The following is a 19,755-nucleotide window of genomic DNA, read 5'->3' as shown; positions in this document are numbered from 1 at the left end:
AGCTTTTCCGGGGTTGATTTTCTACCCGTTTAAGGAAAAACAAGCCTATGTCGACCTCGGCCAACTGCGCGCGTTTTACGTTAACAATCCCCGCCGTGCGCAACGACTTCAAAGTCCTTGCCTTCCACGGCACGGAAACCATCAGTTCCCTGTACGCGATTCAAGTGGAGCTGGTCAGCGAATACCCCGACTTTGCTATCGAAAGCCTGCTCGGTCAACCCGCCTTCCTGCAATTCGGCCACAACGGCGAAGGCCTCCACGGGCGGATCGAAAACGCCCAGGTCGGTGAGCCCGGCAGGCGCCTGACCCGCTATCAAATCACCCTGGTCCCGGCCCTGCATTACCTGCAGTTCAGCCACAACCAGCGAATTTTCCAGCACATGACGGTGCCGCAGATCATTACCCAGGTGCTGCAGGAACATGGCATTCAGGCCGACGCCTTTACCTTCCATGCCAGCCCCAGCCCGGAACGCGACTACTGCACGCAATACGGTGATGCCTCCGACTTTAGTTTCATCCAGCGCTTGTGCAGTGAAGAAGGCATTGCCTGGCACCACCAGCACAGCGCCGATGGCCACCACCTGGTGTTCAGCGACCATCAAACCTTCTTCCCCAAACTGGCGGCAACGCCCTATCGGCAAGGCAGCGGCATGGTCGCCGACCATCCGGTGGTCAGCCAGTTCAGCCAGCGCTTCAGCACCCGTACCAGCCGCGTCACCCACCGCGACTATGACCTCAAACGCCCGAGCCGCTTGCTCGAAAGCCGTCAGCGCGTCGACTTCACCCCCGCCCTTGAAGACTACCGCTACCCAATGCCCTTCGACAGCGAAGAGCGCAGCAAACAGCTGGCTCGCCAGGCGCTGGAACGCCACCGTCTCGACTACCAACTGGCCGAAGGTGAAAGCGATCAACCCGCGCTGCGCAGTGGTCACTTCTTCGGCCTCACCGAACACCCGCGCAACGCCTGCAACGACCTGTGGCTGCTGCTCAGCGTGAGCCACGAAGGCAAGCAGCCACAGGTGTTTGAGGAAGCGGCCAGCAGCACAACTCAAGCCGCAGACGGCTTCAACCAAGGCTACCGCAACAGTTTCAGCGCCATTCCCTGGGACGTGTTCTACCGGCCGCCGCTGGTCAGCCGTGAGGCACTGTTGGTCAGCCAGACCGCCCGCGTCACCGGGCCCGAGGGCGAAGAAATCTATTGCGATGAGCACGGTCGGGTCAAAGTCGAATTCCACTGGGACCGTGCCGAGCTGAACAGCGACAACAGCAGTTGCTGGCTACGGGTCGCGTCCAGCTGGGCGGGTGCGGGTTTCGGGGCAGTCACCGTGCCGCGCATCGGTATGGAAGTGCTGGTGACGTTTCTGGAAGGCAACCCCGACCAGCCGCTGATTACTGGTTGCGTGTCGAACATCCGCACAGCGCCGCCTTATCCGCTGCCCGCCAACAAAACCAAGACCGTACTGCGCAGCCGCAGTACGCCCGACAGTAGCGGCTACAACGAACTGTCGCTTGAAGACCGTAGCGGCCAGGAACTGATCTACCTGCGCGCCCAGCGCGATCTGGAACAAAACATCGAACACGACAGCCGCCTGCAGGTGGGTAACGAGCGTCGGGAAACGATCAAGGGCAACAGCATTGCGGTGCTTGAAGCCGAAGAGCAACGCACGGTGACGGCTGACCGCAAGGTCGAACTCAAGGCCAACGACTACCTGCAGGTCGCCAACAGCAGCCACACCCGGATCGGGCAAACACTGGTGGTGGACGCCGGTCAGCAACTGCACATCAAAGCCAACCGTGACGTGGTGGTTGACGCCGGGGCCAGCATCAGCCTGAGCGCCAGCGGTCAGCACATTGTCATCGGCCCTGGCGGCATCTTCAGCAGCACCGAGATTCAACTCGGGGGCGCGCCCGTTGCGGGAGTCGCAGCGGCGCCGGAGTTGCCCGGCAGGCTCGCGGAGTTATCGACGCCACCAGCACCGGAGCTTCTGCAGCAGCGCAAGGCAGTGATGCGGGTTGAGCCAATCTGTGACTTCTGTGATCAGGCTGCGCAGGAATCGCCCGATGAATAGCGCCTTGCACGCCAATTACCTGTTGATCGATGGTGCCTTGCGTCCCGACGCATTAGCCAATCTATACGCACTGCCAGCGCCACCTGAGATCGAACCGCTGTACCTGACAACCCGCTGGACTGAGCTGAAAGACCTCGGCCCCGTATTGGTAGCCATTGATGATTCATCCAGCCTCATCCACGAGGCCTACCAGAACGCCGACGCCTGCCTTCTGTACAGCACTACGCCATTGATCACCGTAGCCGACCATTTGCGCCGCTTCATTGCGCCCGCTGATGTGTTGGGCGGCCAAGGGTTGCTGCGTTTTGCTGATCCACTGGTCGCGCGTTACTGGCTGGGCAGTTATCAAGGTGCGCAACGGGCTGCAGTGCTTGGCCCGATTCAGGCCTGGCACCTGCCGCAGCATCCTCATGCCTGGGCGCTTGACGAGGCCCTCGAATGGCAGACATTCACGCGCACGGCTGCAGCGCCTGAATGGGTGGACGACTATGCGACGTTGGGTGAAACACAGCTGCAGGCGCTTGAACAGGCAGCACGCTGGCGTTTTATGCAGCGCTTGCATCGCCGCTTAGAGCACCGCCATCCCCAGCACCTGGCACGCATCGATAAACACCAAATGTTCCGCTGGTTCGATGATCGTCTGGACGAAGCGCAGTCCTGGGGACTTGCCAGTGAGCGCAGCCTCGCGATCTGGGTTGAGTACAGTCTGCGTTGGGGAGAGGGATTTACCCAGCGGCCTCAAAGCCCTTATCAGCACTGGTTAGCGCGCACACCTGATGCAAGCCGACTGTCGCCAGAGATGCGTATCCAGCAAATGGACGACCAATGCCCGCACTTCGAATTGAACAAGGACGTGTGATGAATTTTCCCGCGACAGAAGCCGAACTGGATAAAGCCAGGCGCAATCAGGAATTTACCAACGCACCCATGGGCCGAGGCCAATGTGCCTTGCGGTACCCGCTGGTGTCGATTTTCCCCGTGCGCTACGCGCTCGACGAGTCACCGCAGAACAAAGGCAGCAAGCAAGGGCCCAATCCACTGCCGCCCGACTTTTCGGGCAAGCTCCCCGAGCTGCAGACCCGCAGCTATACCCTGCGCCAACTGCGCGATGGCTGGCTGTATGTGTGGAACAGTGTCGACCAGACCTTCCACGAATACGAAATCATCGGAGAATACTTCAGGCGTCATCTGTGGACTGACCGCGAACTGAATGAGGATATCCGTCACAACCCGGGCGAAGCCCACCCCTACCTGCTGTACCCACGGCGCAGCCAACTGCGCATCGCCTATTCGCCAGTGCAATGGACCTGGCGCTTGTGCGAGCTGATGCGCAGCAATGCGACTGCACAGCGCCAATGGATGCGCTCCCTTGACCTGCCAGCGTTTTGCGCCAGCGGCAAAGCCCCGCACGGCGGGGACCTCACCGAACTGGGCAACAGCGTGGCGGATGTTATCGTTTTCGGTGCCACCGCACCGACGTTCACCAGCACCCTGCTGCCGACCGTCGCAGGCGAGCCTGGCCAGTCGTACAAACCAGCCGTTGAAGAAGCACTGGTGCGCGGCCGGGTGCCCGAACAAGACACCGCGCTGTTCATCGCCCTCGACGACCCCCTGGCCCTGATCGATGACCTGAGCCTGAACCTGATGGGCCGGGTGCAGGAACAACAGCAGTTTGAACGCCAGCATCAACACACCCTGGAAAGCGCACTCGCGGTCGAGAAATTGTGCGGTTTTGATACCGACGCCTTTATCCCGGACGAACTGCAAGATCCGCTTGAGCGTCAGGCCTACACCGACGACCTGTACCGCTTGCTGAAGACCTTCGATCAGGTCGAGCGCGGTAAAGACTTGGTGTTGCCCGAGCAGGAACACCTGGTGATGATGACCGCCGCTGAGCAAGTCAGCGCCGCCCAGGCCGCATTCAAGGCGCGCTGGGGGCAACTGCCAGCTCACGGTGACTGGCAAGCCGCCCTCGACGAGTGGAACGCCAAACGCGTGTGGCGCGAAGACGTCCACTTCGACGACATGCAGCACTACCTGAGCCAGACCACCGCCCGGGCGCAGCAACTGAAGGTGCATTGCCAACGCAGCGAAGCGGACCTGCTGAACTGGCTGAACCGCCTGGCCCCCAATGCCGAAGCGCTTTACCACGACACCTGCAACGCCTACCAGGCCAGCGAACTGCTGGAAACCGCCCATGCGCTTTACACCCTGCTCGGCACGGGCGAGGCCGGGCAACAGTGGCTGTGCCAGCAGGCGCAGAGGCCAAGCACGCTGTTCGGCCTGGCGCTGTACAACTTCAACCCGGAAGTAGCGACCTTGATCAGAACGGTGTCGCACAACTTCAGCACCTACGGCACCCTTGACGATCAAGGCCGCGAAGGCGATGGCAGCTCAACGCCGCTGGCCCTGTCCGCGGCGGGCGATGCTACCAACCTCGCGACCCGGGTCAATGAACTCAAAGCGGTGCTCGACCTCGAGAGCGTGCAGAACAGCCGCTACTACAAGGCCATGAGCAGCGCCGCCCGCCAGGCCATGAACACCCTGATCAACGTCGCCAACACCCAGGCCCGCGAAGCCTGGCACGGCCTCAGTGGCCTGCTGCTACCAGCCATGACGCAGCAGCTAGGCTTGACCCTTGCTGCCACTCAAGTGTTGATCTCCACGGAAATCTCCAGCGCCACCCAACTGCAGATCAACCCCACCTACGCCCGTGATTACCAGGCCTGGCTGCTGAAGGTGAAAACCATCAACAACAAAATCACCGGCACCCAACGCGTGCTGCTGAGCCCCGGAGAAGCCTACAAACAACGCGCTGCACGTAACTCGCTGCAAGTACTGGAGGAACAGCTCAAAGCGCTGTTCCTGGAGCGCCCCAACCAGATCATCGCCAAAGCCGTAGGCAGCACGCGCTTGCAGGTCAGCGTGATCCAAATCAACAGCTGGCTCGTCGACCTGGGGATGGCCGAAGTGAAGGCGCAACTGGAGCTGTCAGGTACGCACGCCTACCTGACACGCACCAAAGCCTGGATGGCACAGAACCTGGGCAGTGCCTTACCGGCGGTGCTGGTCGGTTTGAACGCCTGGAACCTGTGGAACACCGCCAAACAGGTGCAGAACGATGGCCGGATGACGGCTAATGAGTGGCGCACGCTGGGGGCGAATGCGGCTTATGCCGGGAATGCGGTTGCGGCGTTGTGGGTGGGACCGGCTTGGAAGAGGGCGGGGGAGATGTCGGGTGAAGTAGGTAGCAAGACCTACCGCCTCGTTCAAACAGGGTATTCCGAATGGTTAGGGGAGGCTAAGGCCGCTTCCAAAGGAACAGCCCAGGCTGCAGCTGCAAACGAGCTTGCCACAGTTTCAAAAAGTTTGATTTTGCGTACGGCGACATGGGCAGCGCTGGGGGCTGTTGCGGCAAGCCTTGAGGCTTGGCAGATCGACAAAGACGTTGAGAATGCTACCAGCGAGATAGAGAAAACACTGTTGTCATGGAAACGAAATACTGTTGCAGCTATGGCGGCGGTCGCTAGCGGCCAGCTAGTTGGCACGGCTCTCGGCTATTGGTTTGGTTTTTCCTTAGTAATGTCCCCTCTGGTGACAATCACCTTAGCGCTCCTCGGCATTGCTTATTTGTTTATCTCCATGGGCGCCAACCGCTTCAAGCGTGAGGGATTGCGCCTGTGGTTGTACCGCTGTGCTTGGGGGCGTGGGGCTATATCGGAGTGGCTGGGTGATGAAGGCCATGTCAAGCAGATGCACACTCTGCTGGAGACCCTACAACGGCCCACTGTAGTGGGGAACGCGTTGGCCATCGACAGTGAAAGGAGTTTGGGGAAGTGGCTGGGATTCTGGGTGCAAATCCAGGTGCCGTTCGCGTTGGCTGGCAAGGAACTGACCTTGCAACCGGCGCTCGTCCAGAAACGCATTTTTTCCCAAGATTCGCTGGAAGATACTTCATATGGATTTTACGTCCAGTTTCTCAAAGGCAACTGGGTCGATCCGAAGCTGCTTGGCGAGCTGCCTGATAAACCAGGAAGCAACAATCGCCCAGCCGATTTCACTTACACCGCGCAAGATCAACACCGCCTGTGGCAAGTTTGGATTGATAGCTCGGTTTTTAGCCCAACGCTTGAGTTGGAGGTTAAGTATCCATCCAGCGTACTGCGCCGATCAGATGGTCGCGGTTATATGTTCCGACTAAAGATGAACCGGACATCAAGTGAAGCCGATCGAGCCAATAATGCCTTTAGTGGGGAGATGCAAGAAGGTGGGTTGTTGCTTTTAACTCAATGCACTCATGAATTAAAATTATATGTAAAAAATTAAAATTATGGTTGAGGGTTGATATGTTGCTTTCTGATAAGTCCCTTGATTTGCCGTTGCAGCTCAAGTGGAGGTTTGCACATGAGCCTGAGCTGCTGGGGTGGACGATTAGGGCGCGCAATTATAATACGTCAGTGGCCAACTGTATGTTCTTATTTATGTCCATTGTGATATTTGGGTGGACGTATTTTTTGTACGATCCCCCTGGGTCAGGGGATAATGTTTTTTTGACGTACTTATCTAGCATAGGTTTTTACATTTTGTGTTCTCTTGTGATCGCTAGCATGACTCATCAGCGAATAAATTGTGCTTATCGCTTTAGTGAGTCCGGAGTGGAATGTTGTGAATGGAAGGACTTTCCAGAGTGGACCTTGACATTTTTGAAATGGCTTGCTGGGATAGCGGCGATTATTTGTATTTTTTTAGCTACTATTGATCCGTAATTCTTGCTTGGTGTGCTGATAGGTCCGGGTGGAATAGGCTTGACTTATCTCTCGATGGCATGCTCAAAAAGCTATCGAGATATGCATACCCAGTACCATCACTTGGTATACGAGTGGAAAGATTTTAAGCAGTTAGCGATTGCAACAAATCGAGAGGTTGTGGACCTAAAGTATGTTCATTTTGACCAGCGGCTTGGTCGAGTAATAGACTGGAATCTGAATATTTTTTGCAAGCGCAAGCAGAAGTATAAATTGGCAGAATTCATAAGGCCTTATCTTTCCCAAGGCGTTCCAATAATTGAGGCAAAAGTTAATGTTCCGCTAAGTACTAATTGACGATTATTTAAATTGAAGTGGCCTTGTCCGTCAGTATTAAAAGGAGCGTGAGAAAGTGGCTGGGCTTCTGGTTACAAATCTAGGTGCCGGTCGCGTTGGCTGGCAAGGAACTGACCTTACAACCCGCAGTAGTCCAGAAACGCATTTTTTCCAAAGATGCGCTGGAAGATACTTCATATTTATTTTACGTCCAGTTTCTCAAGGGCAACTGGGTCGATCCAAAGCTGCTCGGCGAGTTACCCAGCAAACCGGAAAGTGGCTTGCGACCAGCCGATTTCCACTACAGCTCAGAAGACCAAAACCGCCTCTGGCAAGTCTGGATCGATAGTTCGATTATTAGTCCGACGCTTGAGTTGGAAATCAAGTATCCATCCGACGTGCTAAAGCGCTCAGATGGGCGCGGTTACATGTTCCGGTTAGCGATGAACTGGGATTCAAAAGAAGCCGGCCGCGCCAATAATGCTTTTAGTGGGGAGATGCAAGAAAAAGACGGGTTGTTGCTTTTAATCCAGAGCACCCATCAGTTGAAGTTATTTGTCAAAAATTAAAATGGTGGCTGAGGTTTAATATGTTGGTTTTTAATAGCCCCCTTAAGCTTCCGCTGCAACTCGAGTGGAAATTTGCGCATGAGTCAGAATTGTTAGGGTGGACAATTAAGGCGAGAAACTATAACACGCTTGCAATGAGCTGTGTGTTTGTGGTCATGGCAACATTGCTGGCAGGTGGGGCTTTTATTATGTACTTTGTATACGAAGGAATGGACCAGCCTTGGCGGACTTTGTCCTGTCTGTTATTTTATTTTATTTTATTTTGTTATGTTTTTTCTAGTTCTTTCTCTGACCCATCAGCGGATAAATTGTGCTTATCGCTTTAGCGAGTCCGGAGTGGAACATTGCGAATGGAAGGACTTCCCAGAGTGGACCTTGACATTTTTGAAGTGGTTTGCTGGGGTAATGGCGGTTGTTTGTATTTTTCTGGCAACCATCGAACCGTCGTTTTTGTTGGGTGCGCTGATAGGTCCTGGTGCAATGGCTTTAACGCAACTCTCGATGGCATGCTCAAAAAGCTACAGGAAACTGCATACTGAATATCACCACTATGCATATGGGTGGAAAGAAATTACCGGGCTTGCCATTGTTACCAACAGAGAGATTGTTGATTTTGACTACAGCGTTATCATGGAAGGAAAGGAAACAATAACCACTGGTGGTGTTAATATTTTCTGCAAAAGAAAGCAAAAAGAAAAAATTGCTGAGTTTATGAAAAGGTACCTGTCTCCAGATGTTCCTTTCATAAAAATCAAAGCGGATGTCCCGAAATATTAATTTGCGCCAAGCCACCGTAGCAGGGGGGATTTTGAACTCCAGCGGTGGCGGCGCAGTGAAAAAGTGGCTGGGCTTCTGGGTACAAATCCAGGTGCCGGTTGCGTTGGCTGGCAAGGAGCTGACCTTACAACCTGCGGTAGTCCAGAAACGCATTTTTTCCAAAGATGCGCTGGAAGATACTTCATATGGATTTTACGTCCAGTTTCTCAAAGGCAACTGGGTCGCTCCGACTTGCCCTGCGATGCGACTGGCAGAGCCGCAATCGCGGGGCAAGCCCGCTCCTACGCTTGGTTAATTTCAGGGGGTCAGGCGCGCCACGTGGGGTGCAGTGTTTTATCCAGTGCCCAATGACCTTGCCCAGCCTTTATGCGTACGCCGCCTACCCAACGTTCAGGGGCTTGTTGATCCAGCCAGTTGGCCTGGCCCGACAGCACCTGCTCACCCAGCGCTGTCAGCTCGAGTGGCCGTTGTGGCCACGCCAGCTCAGGCTGCGCTTCGCTGATCAACGGTGTCGGTGAGTCAATCAAGGGGCGCAACACGGCGTGGAACATCATGTCGCCCAAGTAGGGCAGCGGTTCACGCTTGGCCATCAGTTCAGCAAACACCCGGCCAAAAGGTACTTCGCCGAACTCGGCGATGATCTGCAGCGACAGCCGTTCAGTCAGCGACAGGCCATCGTTCAGCCCCGGCAGTTCCTGTAGTTGGCGCAACAGCGCAGGGGCCAACAGGGGCAGGCAGAGGTCCTGGCGGTGGGCCAAGTCAGCCCAGGCTTGCGGCGACGGGGCACAGTAGGCCGCCCAGGCCTGGTGCGCCAGTTGCACCATCGCTTCAGTGACCGGATGGCGTTGCGGCCATAGCCAGGCCAGTACGTCCGGTGCCAGTTGGCCAATGCCAATGAAACGCTGCACTCCGGGCACCCGGTCGGTCTGGATCAGTTCAAGGCGTTGCGGCATGCGGTTCAGGCTCGACAGCAGTCGAATCAGGAACAGCTGATCGTAAGCGTCCGCCTCGCACCAGATCACCGCGCGCGGGCAGCCGTCAAGCAGGGGCAACTGGTTGTATTCGTCCGCCATCCTGCGCTGCACGTCGCTGCGTTCAAGGCCGTAGGCCTGGCTGATGTAGTCGGTGCGCATGGCTTGGTAGGGCTCGGGCGGCAGATCGCGCACCGGGCCCATACTCAGTGGGTCGGTGAACATATAAAAGGCCCCGGTAAACCCAGCCAGGTGCAGGCTGTGTTTGATGTCGCTGCCGCAGCGCCAATGCTGGGTGTTTGCTTCATCGTCGGCGACAAATTGCGGATGGCGAGCGGCAAACTCGATTGCGTCGATATGCGCTTTGAGCTTGGGCCAGCTGGCAAAACCCAAATCGCGGGCAATCAACCGTTGCGCATCAGCCAAGCGGGGTAAAGGGGCTGGCTGATCGGGTGCTGCGGCGGCACGCAGTTGCACCAGCAGTTCTTTGGCGCGCTTGCGCTGTTGTTCAAGGTTGATGCGCCCGTCGTGGGTCGGGTACGGCAGTCGAGCAGACATACGAACTCCTTGTGCGAGCCTTGTCCGCTGTCAGGCCGGGAGTCGTAGAGAGAAATCCTGGGGGAGTGTCCTGGGCGCAGCCCTTTCCGCGGACGGGAGGCGCGGAGGGCGCCGGGTGCGACTATAGGCCGGGCGCTGGGTGTGATGCAAGGCTCAGTGGAATACCTGAACCACCAACCCTTCAATGGCATAGCCCTGTTCAACGGACCTGGCCTTGATGATCAGCACGGCATTGGGGGCGCTTCTGAGCAGGGCAATCAGGATCAGACCATCGCCTTGGTCGTTGCCCACCAGTGCTGGGATTTCCTGGCCGCGTGGCGGTACCAACAATTCACGCCAGCTGTCGGCACCAGCGTTGATGAAGCCTTGTGCATCGCCAAGGTACTTATCCGGGGGAACTTCGGGGTTGTCGGCCACGCCACGGTCGGTCATGCGCAGGCGCAGCAACTGCTCTATGGGTTGATCGTTGAAGGTCAGGGGGCGGCCGCCAAAGAACGGCGCCAGTGCCTGAGGCAGTTGCGCTGCGGGGGTGGTCAACCAGGCTTGTAGAAAGGCGTTGGCCCATTGCCGAGCTGCCGGTGATGACGGCACCACAGCATTACTCAGCGTTGCCTGCAACAACTCATCAGCTTGCGCATCCAGGCGCCAGCCGGTGGCCTGGCGTTCGTAATCAGGGACGTCAGTGGTTGGCACCGGGCGCAGGTCGATGGGCCCAGGGCGCCAGAAGTGCTGCACCCCATCGGACAAGCTGGTGTTGCCAGCGATAGCAAACGCTTGGGGCACCTGATGCGACTCCAGCCACTGGTATTTCGCCGTACGGGTGTTGAGCTGGCAGAACGCAAAAACCTGCGGTTCCAGCGTCGGCCACTCCCTGGCCGTGGTACTCAGGTTCATCGGCTGGCGATAGCGGCGCAGAATGTCATAAGTGGTTTTCGCCGCCTCGCGGCAGTCAAAGGGGTAGACATAGGTGCGGTCGGCCTGATGTTTCAAGGCACCGCCACGGTCGACAGCGTGGGTCCATACCCATTGCTCAGGGCAGGGTGGGTGGTGGTCCGACACGCCTTGATGGGCAAAGGAATCCTGCCAGCCATGCAGCGCCTGCCCCAACTTGAGCAGATGCGCGGTTTGGCCATGCGCCGCGTTGGCGAGCACGCTGTTGATTTGTGCCTGTGCAAACACCGCACTGGGGGCAACCGGCCGATCCCCCGGCAGGGAGGGCGGTGGTTGCTGTGCACGAAAATGCAAGAAACGGGTCAGGGTGCTGGCACTCTCCTGGCGCTTGATACACAGCTGCCAGATGATTGCGTGCTTGGCATCGAGCAGGCCGGTGTCGGTCAGTTCATCGCCACGGGCGATGTCGTGGCTTTGCTGATGATCAAAGCCCGCTTGGGTTGCCAGCCAATAGGTCAGGCCGAAATGAAAGTCCGATTCGTAGGCGCAGGCGGGTAGGGCAGGCATCAATGCCAGGCAAGGCAAAAACACCCAGCGTAGAAGCGGTTTGCAGGCGATGAGTCGGCAGGCTCCCCTGTTGTGCATTACAGGGGAGCCATACGATTGACTAGGCTCTGTACGAAAAGCCTTGATACTCGGTGATGCTGCGTTGAAAACAGCCTCGGAATGCTCATTTACAACCCGTAAACTCCGCTTCCTCGGCTGTTTTCGCCTTGCCTGACCTTCGTCTCAAAACTTTTCATACAGACCCTAAGTGTTGTCTTTGACCGTTTTGCTGGCACCATTGGTTTTCACCGAGGCAATGCCCGCATCACGTGATTGCGCGGTGGCGTACATCTGGCTGCTGCCGATGACCTGGTGATTGGCAGCCTTGAGGTTGAAATGGAATTTGCCATTGCTGGCTTCTTTTTTCTCGTAGCGCTCATCCGCAGCGCTGTTAGCCTGGACCGAAGCAATGCCGTTTTCGGCTGAGGCTTTGGTCTTGTACAGCTCGCTGGTAAGAATGATCTCGCCATTGCCCGCTTTCAGGGTAAAACGGTACTGACCGTCACTGCTGGTGCTCAACTCAAACCATCCTGCCATGGGAACTCCTGTCTTCGCAGATAAGCCTGGGCTCTGTATGAAAAGGCTTGATACTCGGTGATGCTTCGTTGAAAACAGCCTCGGAATGCTCATTTACAACTCGTAAACTCCGCTTCCGAGGCTGTTTTCGCCTTGCCTGACCTTCGTCTCAAGCCTTTTCACGCAGAGCCTGGGTGGGCTGCTTGCATGCTCGCTCGCAGTGACCATTCAGTATGGTGGGCTTTAGGCGCTTGTCCAATGCCAGGGGCGGGCCGTTAGCGCTGCGCCAGCGTATGTTGCACGCATTGCTCGTAGTAGGTTTGTTTGATGGCCGCCGGTTTGAGCCGCGACTGGCTGTTGTAGGTTTGCTCGGTAATGCCCATGGCGGTCATGCGCATCCAGGGTTTAGGGAATTTGCGCACTTGCAGCTGCTTGCGCGCCGAGTACAAGGTCACGCCAGACAACTTGGATTGCTGTGCGCCGGCGGCGATATCCGAACCCCAACTGCACACATAGCGCTCATTTTTGCCCAGCGCCTTGGCTTGGGCACCTAGGGAGAAAACGCAGAGAAGGAGCGCTGCAAGGGTCAATCCATAAGCCCGCATGGTGTCAGCCTAAGTTGTTGAAAAAAAGCGAGTTTGCCAACAAGACGTTGCGTCGGGGGCCAGCAATTTGCCTTATTTGCCCTGGGCTGTTCAGGGCGCGGCAGCGTCAGAGGTTGCATGCGAAGGTGACGACTGGATATTATTCGGAACAATTCTCACTTACATATCTTGGTTGGCTTCATGTCCGCGGTCGAGCCTGCTTTCCAACGTGCCATTCACCAGTTGTACAGCGACCATCATGGCTGGTTGTTCAGTTGGTTACGCCGCAAGTTGCGCTGCCCGCAACATGCAGCTGACACCGTCCAAGATACTTTCCTGCGTATTCTTGGCTCACGTGATTCACTCGCAGCGATCCGTGAACCACGGGCTTTTCTCAGCACCACCGCACGCCGTTTGATTATCGATAAGGCACGCCGCCAACAGATTGAAGATGCTTACCTGCGCGAGTTGGCGCTGACGGTCGATGTGCTTGAAGGCCATCAGTCACCCGAACAGATCCTCGCCACCCTTGAAGCCCTGGAGCAGATTGCCTTCGTGCTTGAAGGCCTTGCCCCGAAAGTGCGTCAGGCCTTTGTTGATTACTACCTGGATGAACTGACCCAAGTCCAGATCGCTCAGCGCCTTGAGGTGTCTGAACGCATGGTGCGCAAGTACCTGCTGCAGGCGCTGATGCATTGCAACCAGGCGTTGGACGTGTGAAACCGTGAACGCCGAAGACAGTGTCGAAGCCCAAGCCGCTGAATGGGTGCTGCGCATGAGCGAAGGGCCGTTGAGTCCACAGGAGCGCGAGGCGTTCGAGCACTGGTGCCAGCTCGACAGCTGTCATCAGGCCGCCTTCGAACGCATTAGCAGTGTGGTCGCACAGTTGCACAGCCTGCGGTCGCAACGGGCGCCGGCGCGGGCCGCGCTGCAGCTGCCGGCCAAGCGGCGCTTTAAAACCCGGCACCTGCTGGGCATCGGCGTGTTGCTGGCCAACCTGGGGGTGGTCCTGAGCCTCAGCGGTTTTCGTGCCGACGATCTGTTTGCCGACATGCACACCTCGCCGGGTGAGTGGCAGTCACGCACCCTTGAAGACGGTTCGCGTATCACCCTGTACGGCAACAGTGCCATCGACCTGCAGTTCGATGGTGGTCAACGCCGCATTGAATTGCGCCGCGGTCAGGTGCTGGTGGATGTCGAGCACGATGCTTCGCGGCCCTTTGTGGTGGTCACCGGTGATGGCAGTTTCACTGCGTTGGGCACGCGCTTTGTGGTCAGCCGTGGTCAAGGGCAGAGCGAGCTGAGCATGTTGCAGTCTGCGGTTGCGGTGCAGAGTGCCGACCGTAGTCAGGCGCTGGACGTGCACCGCGGTGGTCGCGCCTGGGTGCAGCGCGATGCGGTGGGGCGCTTGCCTGATATTGATCCGGCCAGCCTGGAACAGGCCTGGCAGCGCCATCAGTTGGTGGTCGAGTCCATGCCGTTGGCGCAGGTACTGCAGGCGCTGGGGCGCCAGCGCCCGGGGCATTTGCAGTTTGACGCTGCCGAGCTGGCTGACCTGAAGGTTTCTGCGGTATTGCCGCTGGACGACACCGAGCGGGCCTTGCAGCTGTTGGCAGAGGCGTTGCCGATTCGTGTGCAGCAGTACACCCCGTTGTGGACCCGCATCGCGCGGGCAACCCCTGAAAAATGAGCTAGAGCCGCCGGTGGGAGCGCGCTTGCCCCGCGATTGCGATGTGCCTGATACACCGCAATCGCGGGGCTAGCCCGCTCCCACAATCGTGAAAGTCAAAAATAATCATTCTTATTGGTTCCGCTTTATCAGGGTGGCCCGTCAAGCAAGAGGCCAACATGAATAAAACAGGAGCCGTTCTCCCATGCGTCGATTTGCTGACCCGCAGGCCTTGAGCCCCATTGCACTGTGCATCCACTTGGCCTGTGCCGGGGTTGCCATGGCCATGCCGCAACTGGCCGCGGCCCAGTCCCAGCAGCACTACGATATTGCGCCCGGCTCGCTGAGCAGCACCCTCAACCGCTTTGCCCAGCAAGCCGGGGTGGCCCTGGTGTTCCAGGCCGAGGAGCTGGAGGGGCGTACCAGCCAAGGTTTGACCGGTAGCTACACGGTGGACGACGGATTTGCCGCCTTGCTCGCCGGTAGCGGTTACCGCATTAGCCACAACGCCAGTGGCTATGTGTTGCTGCCGGTGGCCGATGGCCAGGCCGCTCAAACGCTCGAACTGGGGGTCACCACGGTGGCCGGTCAAGGCATGGGAGAGAGCACCGAGAACACCGGCAGTTATGCCCCGGGTTTGATCAGCGTGGGTTCGAAATCGCCCACCAGCTTGCGCGAAACGCCACAGTCGGTGACGGTAGTCACCCGCCAGTTGATCGAAGACCAGCAACTGACCGATATCAACGAAGCGATGAAGATCACCCCCGGGGTGATTACCCAGAGCACCACCTTCCGCATTCAGGATTTCATTTCCCGCGGTTTCTCGATCCAGAACCTGCAAATCGATGGCGCCGCCCCTCAGGCGTTGGGTACGGCGATGGGCTCGTTCTACTCCTCGAACATTTTCGATCTGGCCGAGTTCGACCACGTTGAAGTGTTGCGCGGCTCGGCGGCTTTGTTCGGGGGCTCCGGGGACCCTGGCGGCATCATCAACCTGGTGCGCAAACGACCAATGGCCTACAACCAGCTCAAGCTGAGCCTCAGTGCCGGCAGTTGGGACAACTACCGCCAGGAGCTGGATATTACCGGCCCCATGGGCTGGGACGGGCGCTTGCGTGGGCGCCTGGTGGTGGCCAACACCGATCGCCAGTATTTCGTCGACAAACGCAGCACCGAAAAGCCCTTGGTGTATGGCGTGATGGAAGCCGACGTGACCGACAATGACATGCTCACCTTGGGTGTGCGCTACAACAAATCCCATGAAAACGGCACGCAAAGCTCGGTGCCGCGCTACACCAACGGCGCCGATCTCGGCCTGCCGCGCCATACCGGCCTGACCCAGAACTGGGCCTACTCCGACACGACTGCGCGTGAGTACTTCGCCAAGTACGATCACCGCTTCAACGACGATTGGAAACTCAACCTGTCGTACACCAACATCTGGGACGTGTCGTGGTTCAAGACCGCCAGCACCCTCAACGGCGTCGACCCCACTACCAACACCGGAGTGGTCTGGTACGGCACCCAGAGCCGGCAGGAAAACGAGCAGCACCTGTACGACGTCAACCTGGCCGGCAACTTCAAGGCGTTCGGGCTGGATCACCAACTGGTAGTCGGGGCCGATTACCAGCGCATCGACAGCCGCTGGCTGGGTACCGCGCCGCATGACGGCGCGCGCGGCCCGGTGGATGTCTTCGACCCGGACTCCACCCCGTGGCCGGAGCCGCCGAACCACACCGACTACAGCCGTGACTACGACCCTAACGCCCAGCGCCAGTACGGGTTGTATTCGAGCCTGCGCCTGCAGTTGGCCGAGCCGATGCACTTGATCCTCGGCGCGCGGGCCCAGCGTTATCACTTCAATCAAACCTACCAGACTCGCACCGGTACAGTGTGGAGCGAGGTTTCCAACGTTGATCAGCGCATTGGTACCAAAGTCACGCCTTTTGGTGGCCTGGTCTACGACCTGAACGATCAGTGGTCGGCCTACGCCAGCTACTCGGAAATCTACAAACCACAGTCGAACAAACTCTCCGGCCCGCAACCGGGCAGCCCGTTGGAGCCAATGACCGGCAAGACTTATGAAACCGGCCTCAAAGGTGAGCTGCTTGACGGTGCCCTGAACACCAACTTTGCCCTGTACTACACCACCCGTGAAGACGAAGCCGTGCGTGACCCGGCCTTTATCGACAGCAGTAACCTGTTCGCCGGTAGCTGCTGTTACCTGAGCAGCGGCAAGGTGGTCAGCAAGGGTATCGACCTTGAGGCGTCGGGCGAGCTGCTGCCAGACTGGACGCTGATCGGTGGCTACACCTTCAACCTTAACCGCAACCGCAGTACCGACGCGCCGCTGAGCACGGTGATGCCCAAGCACCTGTTCAAGCTCTACACCACTTACCGCTTGCCGGGTGTGCTGCAGGACTTCAAAGTCGGCGGCGGGGTGCAGGTGCAGAGTGCGACCTACGTGTCTGGTACCACCACCCGCTTCAATGCCGATGGCAGCGTGGCCCAGCGCGATGTGCCGTTCGATTTCAGCCAGGGCGGTTATGCCACCTGGAGTGCCTTGGTCGACTACAAGCTCGACGAGCACTGGGACCTGACCCTCAACGGCAACAACCTGTTCGACAAGAAGTACTACCAGACCGTCGGCACCTCGACCTATGGCAACTACTACGGCGACCCGCGCAACTTCATGCTGACGTTGCGCGGTACCTACTGACCGGAGTGGGGGTGACCGATCAGCTGTGAGCGGTTGCGGTGGGCGTCAAGCGGGCCTATGGTCCAGACGAAGCGTCCACCCAGTTGTGAGGTGCCCCATGCCACACGATTCCCGCCCGGCCGTACTGGAACTGATCGGCAACACACCGCTGGTTCGTGTCACGCGTTTCGATACTGGCCTGTGTACGCTGTTTCTCAAGCTTGAATCGCAGAACCCCGGTGGCTCGATCAAAGACCGCATTGGCCTGGCCATGATCGATGCCGCCGAACGCGATGGCCGTTTGCGTCCGGGTGGCACTATTGTCGAAGCCACCGCCGGCAACACCGGCCTGGGCCTGGCACTGGTTGGTCGGGCCAAGGGGTACCGGGTGGTGCTGGTGGTGCCCGACAAAATGTCGACCGAAAAAGTCCTGCACCTCAAGGCCATGGGCGCTGAGGTACACATCACCCGTTCCGACGTCGGCAAGGGCCATCCGGAGTATTACCAGGATGTGGCGGCGCGCTTGACTGCAGAGATTCCCGAAGCGTTCTTCGCCGATCAATTCAACAACCCGGCCAATCCGCTGGCCCACGAGTGCAGCACCGCCCCGGAAATCTGGGCGCAAATGCACCATGACGTGGACGCGATTGTCGTCGGCGTCGGCTCTGCCGGGACCTTGACCGGCTTGACCCGGTTCTTTCGCCGGGTACAACCTGACCTTGCCATGGTGCTGGCCGACCCTGTGGGCTCGGTGGTGGCCGAGTACAGCCGCAGCGGGGCTTTGGGCAGCCCCGGTGCCTGGGCGGTGGAGGGCATTGGAGAGGACTTTATTCCGTCGATTGCTGACTTATCCAGCGTGCGCCAGGCCTATTCAATCAGCGACGAAGACAGCTTCGACCATGCCCGCCAGTTGCTGCGTGCCGAAGGCATTCTTGGTGGATCTTCGACCGGCACCTTGCTGGCGGCGGCCCTGCGCTATTGCCGCGAACAAACCGCGCCCAAGCGCGTAGTCAGCTTTGTCTGCGACACCGGTACCCGCTACTTGTCGAAGGTCTACAACGATCAATGGATGACCGATCAGGGCTTGCTGCAATTCAAACACTACGGTGATTTGCGTGACCTGATTGCCCGCCGCTTCGAAGATGGCCGGGTGATCAGTGTCGGCCCCGGCGATACCTTGCTCACCGCGTTCCAGCGCATGCGCCTGGCCGATGTTTCGCAACTGCCGGTGCTGGAAGACGGGCAACGGCTGGTCGGGGTGATCGATGAGTCCGACATTTTGCTGGGCATGCACGCCGACCCCACGCACTTTCGCCTGCCGGTGGCCAGCGCCATGACCGACAAGCTGCAAACCCTGCCTCCGGGCGCCAGCCTGTCTACACTGCAAGCGGAACTCGACCGTGGACTGGTGGCGATCATCGCTGATGCCTCGGGCTTCTATGGCCTGATTACCCGTGTCGACATGCTCAACCACTTGCGCAGGTCTTTGCCATGAGCCAACACGACGACAGCACCGAGGCACGCGGTTTTGCTACCCGCGTGATCCATGCCGGGCAAAGCCCCGACCCGTCCACCGGGGCGTTGATGCCGCCGATCTATGCCAATTCCACCTACGCGCAACAAAGCCCCGGCGTGCACAAGGGCCTGGATTATGGCCGCTCGCACAACCCGACGCGCTGGGCGCTGGAGCGCTGCGTGGCCGACCTGGAAGGCGGCACCCAGGCCTTTGCCTTCGCTTCAGGGCTGGCCACCATTGCCAGCGTGCTGGAACTGCTCGATGCCGGGGCGCACATTGTCTCGGGCAATGATCTGTACGGTGGCACCTTTCGCTTGTTCGAGCGAGTACGTCGGCGCAGTGCCGGGCATCGCTTCAGTTTTGTCGACCTGAGTGATCTCGACGCCTTTGAAGCGGCCTTGCAAGACGACACGCAGATGGTCTGGGTTGAAACACCGAGCAACCCGTTGCTCAGCCTCACTGACCTGAGCGCCGTGGCCGAGATTTGCCGTCAGCGCGGCATACTCTGCGTGGCTGACAACACCTTTGCCAGCCCGTGGGTGCAACGTCCGCTGGAGGCGGGGTTCGATATTGTCGTGCACTCCACCACCAAGTACCTCAATGGCCACTCCGATGTGATTGGCGGGATTGCCGTGGTCGGTAACCCCGAGTTGGCCGAGCGCCTGGGCTTTTTGCAGAACGCGGTAGGGGCCATCGCCGGGCCGTTCGACGCCTTTCTGACCTTGCGCGGAGTCAAGACCCTGGCCCTGCGCATGGAGCGCCATTGCAGCAATGCGCTGGAACTGGCGCACTGGCTTGAGCGCCAGCCGCAGGTGGCACGGGTGTACTACCCAGGCCTGGTTTCGCATCCGCAACATGGCCTGGCCCGCCGCCAGATGCATGGCTTTGGCGGGATGATCTCGCTGGACCTCAACAGCGACCTGGCGGGCGCCCGGCGCTTTCTTGAAGCGGTTGGCATCTTTGCCCTGGCGGAAAGCCTTGGCGGGGTGGAAAGCCTGATCGAACACCCGGCGATCATGACCCATGCCAGCATTCCGGCCGAAACCCGTGCACAACTGGGCATTGGCGATGCATTGGTACGCCTGTCGGTCGGGGTGGAAGACGTCGAAGACCTGCGCGCCGATCTGGCCCAGGCATTGGCACGCATCTAACGCCCCATAGGTAGGAGCGGGCTTGCCCCGCGATAGCAATCTATCTGACACACCGCAATCGCGGGGCAAGCCCGCTCCTACCGCACCGTGGCACAATAG

Annotated in this window: 15 protein-coding genes; 11 read left to right on the top strand and 4 right to left on the bottom strand. The window is 58.6% G+C overall.

What is annotated here, in order from left to right:
- The first annotated feature begins 47 nt into the window (after positions 1-47).
- The 6 genes from tssI to E1573_RS07870 all read left to right on the top strand — a co-directional run bounded on the left by tssI (position 48) and on the right by E1573_RS07870 (position 8,791).
- Positions 48-2,069: a type VI secretion system tip protein VgrG gene (tssI, locus tag E1573_RS07900; RefSeq protein ID WP_133212319.1), complete on the top strand. Its 2,022-nt coding sequence runs from the start codon at positions 48-50 to the stop codon at positions 2,067-2,069.
- The gene (locus E1573_RS07895; RefSeq protein WP_133212317.1) at positions 2,062-2,928 is read left to right on the top strand and encodes a DUF4123 domain-containing protein; all 867 of its coding nucleotides are present in this window, start codon (positions 2,062-2,064) and stop codon (positions 2,926-2,928) included. The genes tssI and E1573_RS07895 overlap by 8 nt, the downstream gene beginning before the upstream one ends.
- Entirely contained in the window at positions 2,928-6,395 is a 3,468-nt protein-coding gene (locus tag E1573_RS07890) for a T6SS effector BTH_I2691 family protein (RefSeq protein WP_133212315.1), read from the top strand. The genes E1573_RS07895 and E1573_RS07890 overlap by 1 nt, the downstream gene beginning before the upstream one ends.
- Before the next feature lie 871 nt (positions 6,396-7,266).
- Positions 7,267-7,719, top strand: coding sequence for a hypothetical protein (locus E1573_RS07880; protein ID WP_133212313.1), 453 nt, complete (start codon positions 7,267-7,269; stop codon positions 7,717-7,719).
- 147 nt (positions 7,720-7,866) lie between these two features.
- A complete protein-coding gene (locus tag E1573_RS07875; RefSeq protein ID WP_256659492.1) occupies positions 7,867-8,496 on the top strand; it encodes a hypothetical protein in 630 nt (209 codons plus the stop codon).
- Positions 8,480-8,791 (top strand): hypothetical protein, encoded by a 312-nt coding sequence (locus tag E1573_RS07870; RefSeq protein WP_133212311.1) that lies wholly within the window; start codon positions 8,480-8,482, stop codon positions 8,789-8,791. Before E1573_RS07875 ends, E1573_RS07870 begins: the two co-directional genes overlap by 17 nt.
- Before the next feature lie 10 nt (positions 8,792-8,801).
- Here the strand turns inward: E1573_RS07870 and E1573_RS07865 are convergent, their stop codons facing one another.
- The 4 genes from E1573_RS07865 to E1573_RS07850 all read right to left on the bottom strand — a co-directional run bounded on the left by E1573_RS07865 (position 8,802) and on the right by E1573_RS07850 (position 12,643).
- A complete protein-coding gene (locus E1573_RS07865; RefSeq protein ID WP_133212309.1) occupies positions 8,802-10,025 on the bottom strand; it encodes a DUF1835 domain-containing protein in 1,224 nt (407 codons plus the stop codon).
- A gap of 153 nt (positions 10,026-10,178) precedes the next feature.
- Positions 10,179-11,483, bottom strand: coding sequence for a hypothetical protein (locus tag E1573_RS07860; protein ID WP_133212307.1), 1,305 nt, complete (start codon positions 11,481-11,483; stop codon positions 10,179-10,181).
- Between the two features lie 243 nt (positions 11,484-11,726).
- The gene (locus E1573_RS07855) at positions 11,727-12,059 is read right to left on the bottom strand and encodes a YegP family protein (RefSeq protein WP_133212305.1); all 333 of its coding nucleotides are present in this window, start codon (positions 12,057-12,059) and stop codon (positions 11,727-11,729) included.
- Positions 12,060-12,313: 254 nt separating this feature from the next.
- Positions 12,314-12,643, bottom strand: coding sequence for a hypothetical protein (locus tag E1573_RS07850; protein WP_133212303.1), 330 nt, complete (start codon positions 12,641-12,643; stop codon positions 12,314-12,316).
- Positions 12,644-12,823: 180 nt separating this feature from the next.
- Between E1573_RS07850 and E1573_RS07845 the strand changes: the two genes are divergently transcribed.
- The 5 genes from E1573_RS07845 (at position 12,824) to E1573_RS07825 (ending at position 19,656) form a co-directional block, all read left to right on the top strand.
- Positions 12,824-13,342 carry a sigma-70 family RNA polymerase sigma factor gene (locus tag E1573_RS07845; protein ID WP_133212301.1) on the top strand — a complete coding sequence of 173 codons (519 nt, stop codon included), beginning with the start codon at positions 12,824-12,826 and terminating at the stop codon, positions 13,340-13,342.
- Positions 13,343-13,346: 4 nt separating this feature from the next.
- The gene (locus tag E1573_RS07840) at positions 13,347-14,312 is read left to right on the top strand and encodes a FecR family protein (protein ID WP_133212299.1); all 966 of its coding nucleotides are present in this window, start codon (positions 13,347-13,349) and stop codon (positions 14,310-14,312) included.
- Between the two features lie 184 nt (positions 14,313-14,496).
- Positions 14,497-17,010 carry a TonB-dependent receptor gene (locus E1573_RS07835; RefSeq protein ID WP_133212297.1) on the top strand — a complete coding sequence of 838 codons (2,514 nt, stop codon included), beginning with the start codon at positions 14,497-14,499 and terminating at the stop codon, positions 17,008-17,010.
- Positions 17,011-17,107: 97 nt separating this feature from the next.
- Positions 17,108-18,484, top strand: coding sequence for a pyridoxal-phosphate dependent enzyme (locus E1573_RS07830; RefSeq protein ID WP_133212295.1), 1,377 nt, complete (start codon positions 17,108-17,110; stop codon positions 18,482-18,484).
- Complete coding sequence (locus tag E1573_RS07825; protein ID WP_133212293.1) at positions 18,481-19,656, top strand: cystathionine gamma-synthase; 1,176 nt, start codon at positions 18,481-18,483, stop codon at positions 19,654-19,656. The genes E1573_RS07830 and E1573_RS07825 overlap by 4 nt, the downstream gene beginning before the upstream one ends.
- The last annotated feature ends 99 nt before the right edge of the window (positions 19,657-19,755 follow it).

It is taken from the genome of Pseudomonas sp. H9, from assembly GCF_004353925.1.
In the GTDB taxonomy this organism is placed as follows: Bacteria; Pseudomonadota; Gammaproteobacteria; order Pseudomonadales; family Pseudomonadaceae; genus Aquipseudomonas.
This window is presented reverse-complemented; position numbering and strand designations above follow the sequence as displayed.